Origin of the sequence: Enterobacter sp. Ap-1006, assembly GCF_011752835.1 — a bacterium.
In the GTDB taxonomy this organism is placed as follows: Bacteria; Pseudomonadota; Gammaproteobacteria; order Enterobacterales; family Enterobacteriaceae; genus Cedecea.
Genome location: NZ_VWWU01000006.1, coordinates 390376 through 400837, shown reverse-complemented (window position 1 = coordinate 400837; position 10462 = coordinate 390376). Strand labels below are relative to the sequence as shown.

At 54.3% G+C, this 10462-nt stretch carries 9 protein-coding genes; 2 read left to right on the top strand and 7 right to left on the bottom strand.

Annotation, left to right across the window (positions count from 1 at the left end; genetic code table 11):
• The first annotated feature begins 252 nt into the window (after nt 1-252).
• Together F3J28_RS19655 and mdtD are read left to right on the top strand one after the other, a co-directional pair.
• Nucleotides 253-951 carry a FadR/GntR family transcriptional regulator gene (locus tag F3J28_RS19655; protein ID WP_008457780.1) on the top strand — a complete coding sequence of 233 codons (699 nt, stop codon included), beginning with the start codon at nt 253-255 and terminating at the stop codon, nt 949-951.
• Between the two features lie 30 nt (nt 952-981).
• Nucleotides 982-2376, top strand: a complete 1395-nt coding sequence (mdtD, locus tag F3J28_RS19650) for a multidrug transporter subunit MdtD (RefSeq protein ID WP_205247249.1) — start codon at nt 982-984, stop codon at nt 2374-2376.
• On the opposite strand, the gene rbsR is transcribed toward mdtD, so the two are convergent.
• From rbsR to kup, 7 genes are all read right to left on the bottom strand, one after another.
• Nucleotides 2373-3365 (bottom strand): ribose operon transcriptional repressor RbsR, encoded by a 993-nt coding sequence (rbsR, locus tag F3J28_RS19645; RefSeq protein ID WP_008457778.1) that lies wholly within the window; start codon nt 3363-3365, stop codon nt 2373-2375. The genes mdtD and rbsR overlap by 4 nt on opposite strands.
• Before the next feature lie 3 nt (nt 3366-3368).
• Entirely contained in the window at nt 3369-4298 is a 930-nt protein-coding gene (rbsK, locus tag F3J28_RS19640) for a ribokinase (RefSeq protein ID WP_166878981.1), read from the bottom strand.
• Between the two features lie 68 nt (nt 4299-4366).
• Complete coding sequence (gene rbsB / locus F3J28_RS19635) at nt 4367-5254, bottom strand: ribose ABC transporter substrate-binding protein RbsB (RefSeq protein ID WP_039299035.1); 888 nt, start codon at nt 5252-5254, stop codon at nt 4367-4369.
• 27 nt (nt 5255-5281) lie between these two features.
• Nucleotides 5282-6247, bottom strand: coding sequence for a ribose ABC transporter permease (rbsC, locus tag F3J28_RS19630; RefSeq protein WP_008457775.1), 966 nt, complete (start codon nt 6245-6247; stop codon nt 5282-5284).
• On the bottom strand, nt 6244-7758 hold the full coding sequence (gene rbsA, locus F3J28_RS19625; RefSeq protein ID WP_166878979.1) for a ribose ABC transporter ATP-binding protein RbsA: 1515 nt from the start codon (nt 7756-7758) through the stop codon (nt 6244-6246). Before rbsA ends, rbsC begins: the two co-directional genes overlap by 4 nt.
• 10 nt (nt 7759-7768) lie before the next feature.
• The gene (gene rbsD / locus F3J28_RS19620; protein WP_166878976.1) at nt 7769-8188 is read right to left on the bottom strand and encodes a D-ribose pyranase; all 420 of its coding nucleotides are present in this window, start codon (nt 8186-8188) and stop codon (nt 7769-7771) included.
• Between the two features lie 214 nt (nt 8189-8402).
• On the bottom strand, nt 8403-10271 hold the full coding sequence (kup, locus tag F3J28_RS19615) for a low affinity potassium transporter Kup (RefSeq protein ID WP_008457772.1): 1869 nt from the start codon (nt 10269-10271) through the stop codon (nt 8403-8405).
• Nucleotides 10272-10462: the final 191 nt, after the last annotated feature.

Here is a 10462-nt window from a genome sequence, read left to right as displayed (position 1 = left end):
TTTCGCTTTCGTCTGACTGACTACCGGGTTGTGAAGCCGCTTTCGAAGCCGCTTCGCCGTGTCAGTGGAGGCGCATTATAGGGAGTTCTCAGAGTCTGACAACCCCTAATTTGAAAAAACTTTCTGACCGCATTCTTTTTCACCAATGGCGCGCAGAAAGCCAGCAAACCCGGGATATTTGCTGCATAAATCACCGCAAAATCACCGCCGGTGGCATACTAGGGTAAGAAATACAGCTAAAGGAATTGCGTCATGTCTTTATCCACTCAACAACTCGCCGCCCAAAAAAACCTTTCTTATGTGCTGGCAGAGAAAATAGCCCAGCGAATTCTCAAGGGCGAATATGCGGCAGGCAGCATTCTTCCGGGCGAGATGGAACTGGGTGATCTCTTTGGCGTCAGCCGGACAGCCGTTCGTGAAGCCGTCAAGACGCTAGCAGCTAAAGGCATGCTGTTGCCTCGCCCAAGGATTGGCACTCGCGTCATGCCCCGCAGTCACTGGAACTTCCTTGATAAAGAACTGATAGCCTGGTGGATGACCAAAGATAACTTCAGCCATGTAGTAGAAGAGTTTTTGATTATGCGTAATAGCCTGGAGCCACAGGCCTGCGCATTAGCCGCTATTAATAGTAATGAGCAGCAGCGAACCAGGCTTACTCAACTGATGGCACAAATGACAGAACTGCAGACGGCCTTTGACCGTCAGCGGTGGATTGAAGTGGATATGGCCTACCACGAACTCATCTATGAAATGAGTGGTAACCCTTTCATGACATCTTTCGCGAACTTATTCAGATCGATTTATTACAATTACTTCACCGCGATTACCGATAACGAAGTCATTAAGCTCGATTTGCATCAGGCGATTGTGGATGCCATTGCTAAGGGAGAGGGTCAGGCCGCTTTTAACGCCTGCCTGGCGCTGTTAAAGGAACCCGTCACTCATCGGTAGTCTAAAGCGCACATAAACTTCAGGATAATAATGACGAAAACAGCACGCAGCATGGCCGGCCTGCCTTGGATAGCCGCAATGGCTTTCTTTATGCAGGCTTTGGATGCCACCATCCTTAACACCGCGCTACCGGCAATAGCCCATAGCCTGAATCGCTCCCCGCTGGCCATGCAGGCAGCCATTATTAGCTACACCTTAACCGTCGCCATGCTTATCCCGGTAAGCGGCTGGTTAGCAGACCGCTTCGGCACACGCCGCGTATTTATGCTGGCCGTTAGCCTGTTCACTCTCGGCTCCTTTGCCTGCGCCATGTCAGGGTCTTTAACCGAGCTGGTCATCTTTCGCGTGATTCAGGGAATTGGCGGCGCAATGATGATGCCGGTTGCGCGTCTGGCATTACTTCGGGCTTACCCACGCAGCGAGCTGTTGCCTGTACTCAACTTTGTCACTATGCCCGGCCTCGTCGGCCCCATTATCGGCCCACTACTCGGCGGCGTTCTGGTCACCTGGGCAAGCTGGCACTGGATATTTTTAATCAATATTCCGATTGGCATTCTGGGCCTGCTGTATGCCCGCAAGTACATGCCCAACTTCACCACGCCGAAGCGCGGGTTTGATATGAGCGGCTTTCTGTTGTTTGGCGCGGGGCTGGTGCTGATCTCCAGCGGCGTTGAGCTGTTTGGCGAACGAATTGTCGCCAGCTATATAGGCATGTTAGTGATTCTGGGCGGTATTTTATTGCTGCTGGCGTATGTCTGGCATGCCCGCCGCGTTCCAACACCGCTTATTCCCCTGCCTCTCTTTAAGACGCGGACTTTTTCCGTGGGCATCGTCGGCAATATAGCCTCACGCCTCGGTACCGGCTGCGTGCCTTTTTTAATGCCACTTATGCTGCAGGTGGGTTTTGGTTATTCGGCGCTGCTGGCGGGTTGCATGATGGCGCCGACCGCTGTAGGTTCGCTGCTGGCTAAATCGACGGTGACTCAAGTACTGAGGTGGATGGGTTACCGTAAAACGCTGGTCGGGATCACTTTGGTCATCGGCCTGCTGATTGCCCAGTTCTCGCTGCAGTCACCGGGCATGGAAGTCTGGCTGCTGATCCTGCCCCTCTTTATATTAGGGATGGCAATGTCGACGCAGTTTACGGCCATGAATACCATCACCCTTGCGGACCTGACGGATGAAAACGCCAGCAGCGGCAACAGCGTGCTGGCCGTGACTCAGCAGCTTTCAATTAGCCTTGGGGTTGCCGTTAGTGCCGCGGTGCTACGTGCATGGGAAGGAATAGACAGCGTCAATACCATCGAACAGTTCCATTACACGCTGCTGACGATGGGCGCGATAACGCTGGTCTCTTCGGTGGTATTTCTGCTGCTGCGCCCCAAAGACGGGCGCAACTTAATAAAAGAGCGCCACAAGCCTTAAACTGAGCTTCTTTCCACCAGCTCTGGCGTCAGCAGTAACCGTTGCTGCGCCAGATCGGGTTGCCCCATTCGGTGGATCAGCACATCCACGGCCAATTCGCCGAGCTCATCTTTGGGCTGGTGAATCGTCGTCAGCGGCGGCGTCATGTAGCGTGCAAGCTCAATATCATCGTAGCCAATCACCGCCATATCCTGCGGAATGCTAAGACCAGCCTGATATAAAGCATGGTAGGCCCCAACGGCCATAGCGTCATTCCCCATGAATACAGCGTCCGGCCTGTCCGCCAGGGTAAGCAGTTCGCTCATGGCGCTAAACCCGCCCTGAAACTCGAAGTCGCCAATAATTTCATAGCCCGGATGAATAGCCAGCCCGGCCTGAGCCATAGCTTTGCGGTAGCCTTCAAGGCGCAGTCTGGCAGGCGTTTTATCCTGCGGCCCGGCGATGCAGGCAATACGGGTATAGCCATTGTCGATCAGGTGCTGTGTCGCCATTTCTCCGCCGAGCAGCGAGTTATCCTGAATTACATCGCTCTGCCCCTCAAACGGAGCCCAGTCCATCATTACTGTCGGGATAGTCGGGTAGCGGTTGATGATTTCAGGCGAAGGCTGATGCGTTTCGGTGCACAACAACAGTAATCCATCGACGCGCTTTTGCAGCAGCGTTTCCAGATTTCGGTTCATGCGGTGCTCATCGCCTTCGGTGTTACACAGCACCAGGCTGTAGCCGCGCTCAAAGCAGCTGCGCTCCACGCCTCGAACCAGCTCGGAATAGAAGGGGTTGCTACTCGCGGTGATCAGCATACCGATGGTATGCGTTTGATTCAGCTTGAGGCTGCGAGCCAACGCAGAAGGCGCATAGTTCAGCGTTTTTACCGCGGCCTCAACCTTCTGACGAATGGCATCGCTAACAAAGCGATCGTTATTAATGACGTGGGAAACGGTAGAAGTAGAAACGCCCGCCAGGCGGGCGACGTCTTTCATGGTAGCCATGACTTACCTCTGCTGCTGCAGGAACTCATCTATTTCCTTGCGCCACGGCACGGACGGCTGAGCACCTTTTCGCGTCACGGCAATTGCAGCGGCAGCGTGAGCAAATCGCACGGCATCTTCCATCGGCTTATCTTCCAGCAATGCCGTCACCAGCGCACCGTTAAAAGTGTCACCAGCGGCGATAGTATCGACAGCTTTTACCTTAAAGCCCGGCACTCGTTTGCCGTGACCTTTTTCACTTAGCCATACACCGCGGCTGCCGAGCGTGATAATCACCGTTTCGATTCCCTTACCGTGCAGCGCTTCAGCAGCTTTGGCAGCATCTGCATCATTCTCAACCCGCACGCCAGTCAACTTTTCTGCTTCCGTTTCGTTCGGAGTGATCATATCTAACAGAGACAGAAGCTCATCAGGGAGTTCACAGGCCGGGGCCGGGTTTAGAATCACTTTGGTCTGGTGCTGATGGGCAATTTTCGCCGCAGCCAGAACGCTCTCAAGCGGGGATTCCAGCTGCATTAATAGCGCCGAAGCATCAGTAATTTTCTGCTGCTGTGCTTCCACCAGCCCGGGAGTCAAAGCGGCGTTCGCGCCAGCGTGAATGCCGATCACGTTTTCACCTGCGCCGTTGACAAAAATCAGTGCCACGCCGGTCGCTTCATCTTTAATGGTGCTGATTGACGAAGTATCAATATTATCGCTGGCAAGCTGCTTACAAACGCGGCCACCGGTATCGTCATCGCCCACACAGGCAATAAACGCAATGTCTGCTCCACTGCGCCCTGCCGCAACGGCCTGGTTCGCACCTTTACCGCCGAACGCCACCTGATACCCCTGCCCGGTGACGGTTTCACCCGGCGTTGGGAAATGTTCGAGGTTGAGGATATGGTCAGCATTGATGCTGCCAAGAACGACGAGTTTGCCTGTGCTTTTCATATCTTAATATCCAGTTTGAGTGCGCCGCTCATGCCTGAGCGGCGCGTTGCCCTGCTTTTCTTTAATTCTTATTTGGTGATCAGTTTCAAATCAACCGGGATTTTCGCATCCACTTTCTCACCTTTCAGCACTTTATCAGCGGTTTCCACACCGATAACGCCGATCTGGTCAGCCATCTGAGCCACTGTCGCGCCCAGTTTGCCGCCTTCAACCGCTTTCACGCCGTCAGCCGTACCATCGAAACCGACGACCAGCACATCAGATTTACCCGCGGTTTGCAGCGCACGCAGGGCACCCAATGCCATTTCGTCGTTCTGAGCAAACACAGCCTGAACGTTAGGGTGTGCAGTCAGCAGGTTCTGCATAACGTTCAGACCTTTAGTACGATCAAAGTCAGCTGGCTGGCTGGCCAGCACGTCAAATTTATGTGCCGCAACAGCCTGTTTGAAACCTTCACCACGTTCACGGGCTGCGGAAGCACCAGCAATACCCTGAAGTTCAATAACTTTCGCGCCGTCGCCCAGTTTCTTAGCGATGAAATCACCGGCCATTTTGCCGCCAGCAACGTTATCAGAAGCAATGTGGCTCACCACGGTACCCTGGTTGGCCATACGGTCGAGGGTGATCACCGGGATTTTAGCCTGGTTTGCCATCTTAACGGCATTGCCCACCGCGTCGGAATCCGTTGGGTTAATCAGCATTAATTTGGTGCCGCGAACCGTTAAGTCCTGCACGTTGGCCAGCTCTTTTGCCGGGTTGTTTTGTGAATCCAGCACCACCAGGTTGTAGCCCAGTTTGTCAGCTTCTTTCTGCGCGCCATCTTTCAGCGACACGAAGAACGGGTTATTCAGGGTAGACACTACCAGCGCGATGGTGTCTTTTGCCATGGCGTTTGCGCTTACGGTGGCGCTCAGGGCGACAGCGGAAACCAGGGTAGCCAGTTTTTTCATGTTCATAGTCAGATGTCCTGTAGGGTTATGGTTTTACTGCTTTTTATTGTCCACCAGCACCGCCAGCAAAATTACCACCGCTTTGACGATCATCTGGTAATAAGAAGAAACACCTAATAAATTCAGACCGTTGTTCAGGAAGCCGAGGATCAATGCCCCGATCAGCGTGCCGACAATCCGGCCTTTGCCGCCCGCCAGGCTGGTACCGCCCAGCACAACCGCCGCGATAGCATCCAGTTCATATCCCGCACCCGCCGTTGGCTGCGCAGAGGAAAGACGTGCTACTTCGATGATCCCAGCCAGCGACGCCAGCAGACCACACAGAGAGTAGACGATGATTTTCACTTTGTTGACGCTAATGCCTGACAGGCGCGTTGCCGCTTCGTTGCCGCCGAGCGCATAGATGTAACGCCCCAGGCGAGTATGGTGCAGCATGTACCACGCGGCCAGGAAGACAATCGCCATGATCCAGACCGGCGTTGGGATCCCCAGCGGGCGGCCAATACCGAACCAACCAAACAGATCAGCATTGTCCGAGAAGCCGGTATTCATCGGGCTGCCGTTGGTGTAAACCAGCGTCACCCCGCGCAGCAACAGCATCATCACCAGGGTGGCAATAAAGGCCTGAACCCGCCCTTTCGCTACAATCACACCCGTTACGGCACCAATGGCAGCCCCAAGAGCCAGCGCAGCGGCAACGGCCACCAGCGCATTGACCTCAAAGCCCACAATCGAGGCCGCCACCGCCCCGGTCAACGCCAGAAGAGAACCGACGGACAGGTCGATCCCGGAGGTCAGAATGACCAGCGTCATCCCCACCGCCATAATGGCGTTCACCGACGTTTGCTGCAGGATGTTGAACAGGTTATTCACGGTAAAGAAGTTCGGGCTCAGGGCCGAGACAATCGCAATCAGCACCAGCAGAGCGATCAGCGATTTTTGCTCCATCAGCCACGCTTTGGTGAACCAGCGACGGGTGGACACGGTCTGGGTACTCATTTATCTAACTCCTGATTCACTCGATTAAGCTTACCAACGGCCGCGGCCATCAGCGCCTCTTGGGTGGCTTCTTCACGGGAGAACTCCCCGCTCAGTCGCCCTTCGTGAATAACCATAATGCGGTCGCTCATGCCCAGCACTTCCGGCATCTCGGACGACACAAGGATGATGCTCAACCCTTCGGCTTTAAACTGGTTAATTAACTGATAAATTTCTTTTTTCGCCCCAACGTCGACGCCACGAGTTGGCTCGTCGAGGATCAGCACTTTCGGGCGGGTCATCAGGCCGCGCGCGATGGCAACTTTCTGTTGATTACCGCCTGACAGCAGGCCAATTGGCTGTTCCATGGAAGGCGTTTTGACGTTGAACAGGCGAATAAAGTCCTGCACCGCCTGCTGCTCATCTTTGTGCTTCAGGCTGCCAGCCCCACGACTGAAATAACGCAGCGCGGTCAACGACATGTTCTCCTTCACCGACATCCCCAGAACCAGCCCATCACGCTTGCGGTCTTCAGAGATATAAACGATGCCATTAGCCAACCCATCCTGCGGAGAACGAGTCACTACTTCACGGCCATCCAGCGCCACATAGCCACCGCTTCTCGGCAGCGCGCCATAAAGCACTTTCATCAATTCGGTACGCCCGGCACCCATCAGCCCGGCAACGCCGAGGATTTCGCCTTTACACAGCGTGAAAGAAACCGCCTTCACGCCGGGGCCAGATACGTTATCGACCCGCAGGCGAATATCGCCGGGCTGTTTGTCCAGATGCGGATACTGGTCTTCCAGCTTGCGGCCAACCATCATTTCGATCAGGGTATCTTCGGTAAGCGTGGAGACTTCGCGCTCGGCAATAAACTGCCCGTCACGCAGCACTGTCACGTCGTCGCACACCTCAAAAATCTCTTTCATGCGGTGGGAGATATACACGATGCCGCAACCCTGAGCCTTCAGCTCACGGATAACGCGGAACAGCGACTCGGTTTCCGTGTCGGTCAGCGCATCGGTCGGTTCATCCATGATGATGACTTTGGACTCAAAGCTCAGCACCTTGGCAATCTCAACCATTTGCTGATCGCCAATCGACAGCTCGCCCACCAGACGCTCGCTGGTGTAGCGTAAATTCAGCTTCGCCAGCAGCTTGTCGGCTTCACGGTACATCTTCTTCCAGTCAATGTTGCCAAAATGCCCGACAAACTCGCGGCCAAGGAAGATGTTCTCCGCAATGCTGAGCTGCGGGATCAGGTTGAGTTCCTGGTGGATAATCCCGATACCGGCTTCCTGAGACGCTTTTGGCCCGCTAAAGGCGGTTTCTTTTCCCTGCCACAGCAGCGAACCGGCATCTTTGGTGTAGATCCCGGTCAGGACTTTCATCATCGTGGATTTGCCGGCGCCGTTCTCACCCACCAGCGCCATGGCGCGGCCCGGGTAAACGTTCAACGCCGCGCCAGACAGGGCTTTCACCCCTGGGAACGATTTATCGATCCCTTTAAGTTGCAGTAAGGGTTCCATGCTGGCCTCCTCAGAAGGTTACGCCGGCACAGAGAATGATATTCGCATACGGGGAACACTCCCCGCTGCGAATAACCGCATGTGCATCCGCGGTGTGCTGCTTGAACTGCTCATGGCTGATGTAACGAATAGTTATGGTGTTTCCCTGGTGTTTTTGCAGTTGCTCAATATGGCTGAGCAACGTTTCGTGAAGTGCGGGATTATGTTGTTTGATTTCAGAAGCAATGATTGCCGCCTCAACCTGCATTTCCTGCGTTACCACATCCACGACCTGCATAAAGCCTGGAACGCCGTGAGTTAATGCCAAATCAATGCGCTGGGTATGGCGCGGAATTGGCAGCCCGGCATCGGCAATAACCAGTGAATCGGTGTGCCCCAGACGGGAGATAACGGCCGAAATATCAGCGTTAAGAACGGTACCTTTCTTCATTTTCCTGCTCCACTAGCGAAACGTTTCGCTGATAATGAGTGTAGGAAAAGAGGTGGCGGTTAAACAACCACCAGGTTAAAGAAGTGTGATCAACATCGAAACGTTTCGCTAATAAATGCAAAACGGTACCTGAGTACCGTTTTTTAGTCTTTGCGCCCTCTCCCTGTGGAAGAGGGTCGGGGTGAGGGCATCAGGCCAGTAAAGACTGGCTGACTTAAATCTCGACCTGGGTACCCAGCTCGATAACCCTGTTCGGCGGGATCTCAAACTGGTCAGGCGCGCGTAACGCATTTCGCTGCAGGGCGAGGAACAGCTTGCCGCGCAGGCGAAGGTACCAAGGACGCTTACCGATAATCAGCGACTCATGCGACATGAAGAACGAGGTTTCCATCATCCGGCAGCTCAGGCCTTCCAGACCGCAGCGGTGGAAAATCTCTTCCACGTTCGGCGTTTCACGCCAGCCGTAGCTGGCCACTACGCGCCAGAAGGTGGGCGACAGCTGCTCAATAGAAACACGCTTAACGTTGTGAACGTATGGGGCGTCTTCGGTGCGCAGCGTAAGCAATACGACTCGCTCATGCAGCACTTTGTTGTGCTTGAGGTTATGCAGCATAGCAAACGGGATCACGTTCAACGCGCGGGACATATAAACCGCGGTGCCCGGCACGCGAACCGGCGGAGACTTCTCAAGGGACGCAATCATCGCTTCCAGCGAGTTACCGTGCTCGTGCATACGGCGCAGCAGGCGGAAACGCTCGCTCTTCCACGTCGTCATGATGGTAAACATGACAAGCCCCAGCGTGAGCGGCAGCCAGCCGCCAGAGACGATTTTCTCGAGGTTAGCAGAGAACAGCGGCACGTCGATAAACAGGAAGCCCACGCACATCAGGAGCACGGCAATTTTATTCCAGTGCCAGTTTTTGCGCGCAACTGTACAGCAGAGAATCGAGGTCAGCACCATCGTGCCGGTTACTGCGATCCCGTATGCCGCCGCCAGGTTACTTGAATGTTCGAAGCTAACGATGACGATCACCACGGCGATATACAGAATCCAGTTAATCGCTGGAATGTAAATCTGCCCGGATTCCATTTCCGAGGTATGGATGATACGCATTGGCGAGAGGTAACCCAGGCGAACCGCCTGACGCGTCAGCGAGAATACGCCGGAAATCACGGCCTGAGAGGCGATAACCGTTGCCAGCGTTGCCAGAACCAGGAGCGGGATCAGCGCCCAGTCAGGAGCCAGCAGGAAGAACGGGTTTTTAATCGCTTCCGGGTTCTTTAACAGCAGCGCGCCCTGACCAAAATAGTTCAGAACTAATGAAGGCAGAACTGCGATAAACCATGCGATGCGAATCGGGAGCTTACCAAAGTGCCCCATATCGGCATATAGCGCTTCAACCCCGGTTATAGCCAGCACAACAGCGCCGAGAGCAACGAACGACACGGCTTTGTACTGCACGAAGAAATTCACTGCCCAGGCCGGGTTAAGCGCCTGCAGAACTTCCGGGTTGCCGATGATACTGCGCGCGCCCAGAACAGCGAGCGTCAGGAACCACAGCAGCATCACCGGAGCAAACAGCTTGCCCACCATCCCGGTGCCGTGCTTCTGAATCATAAACAGCAGCGTCAGAACAATAATAGAAAGGGGAACAATGTACTGATCGAGCTGCGGCGCGGCTATCTCAAGACCCTCTATGGCCGACATCACCGATATCGCCGGTGTGATAACCACCTCACCGTAGAAGAAGCTGCCGCCAATCAACCCCATGATCACCAGTACAGAGGTCATTCGCGCCGTCGTATTACGCCCGGCAAGCGACATTAGCGTTAAGATCCCGCCTTCCCCGGCGTTATCCGCCCGCATCACGAAGGTGAGATATTTGATGGAGACGACCAGTACCAACAGCCAAAAAATTAACGACAAAAAGCCAAACACGGCGTCGCGTTCAACGCCAAACCCAAACTGCCCGGACAGACATTCACGAAGGGTATAAAGCGGGCTGGTACCTATATCACCGTACACAACCCCGATAGCAGCCAGCGTAACGGCCGGCAACGATTGTTTATTATCAGCGCTCATAGACTAATCTTTTGTTGGAATCCCGAAAACGTGTGCTTAGTCCCTTGGCCCACAAAACGGCGCACAGTATGCACGATAATTGTGTAAATCGTACTCCTAAATGCATTTGACTTATCTCAGCTCAAACGTTGCATGCGGCATAATCAGCACATTAACTGGCTAAAAATAAACGCTATACTCGCGTTTCTCCA

Bases quoted from the DNA above. Each gene is read 5' to 3' on its own strand.
- F3J28_RS19655 (WP_008457780.1), top strand. From the start codon at position 253: ATGTCTTTATCCACTCAACAACTCGCCGCCCAAAAAAACCTTTCTTAT.
- mdtD (WP_205247249.1), top strand. From the start codon at position 982: ATGACGAAAACAGCACGCAGCATGGCCGGCCTGCCTTGGATAGCCGCA.
- rbsR (WP_008457778.1), bottom strand. From the start codon at position 3,365: ATGGCTACCATGAAAGACGTCGCCCGCCTGGCGGGCGTTTCTACTTCT.
- rbsK (WP_166878981.1), bottom strand. From the start codon at position 4,298: ATGAAAAGCACAGGCAAACTCGTCGTTCTTGGCAGCATCAATGCTGAC.
- rbsB (WP_039299035.1), bottom strand. From the start codon at position 5,254: ATGAACATGAAAAAACTGGCTACCCTGGTTTCCGCTGTCGCCCTGAGC.
- rbsC (WP_008457775.1), bottom strand. From the start codon at position 6,247: ATGAGTACCCAGACCGTGTCCACCCGTCGCTGGTTCACCAAAGCGTGG.
- rbsA (WP_166878979.1), bottom strand. From the start codon at position 7,758: ATGGAACCCTTACTGCAACTTAAAGGGATCGATAAATCGTTCCCAGGG.
- rbsD (WP_166878976.1), bottom strand. From the start codon at position 8,188: ATGAAGAAAGGTACCGTTCTTAACGCTGATATTTCGGCCGTTATCTCC.
- kup (WP_008457772.1), bottom strand. From the start codon at position 10,271: ATGAGCGCTGATAATAAACAATCGTTGCCGGCCGTTACGCTGGCTGCT.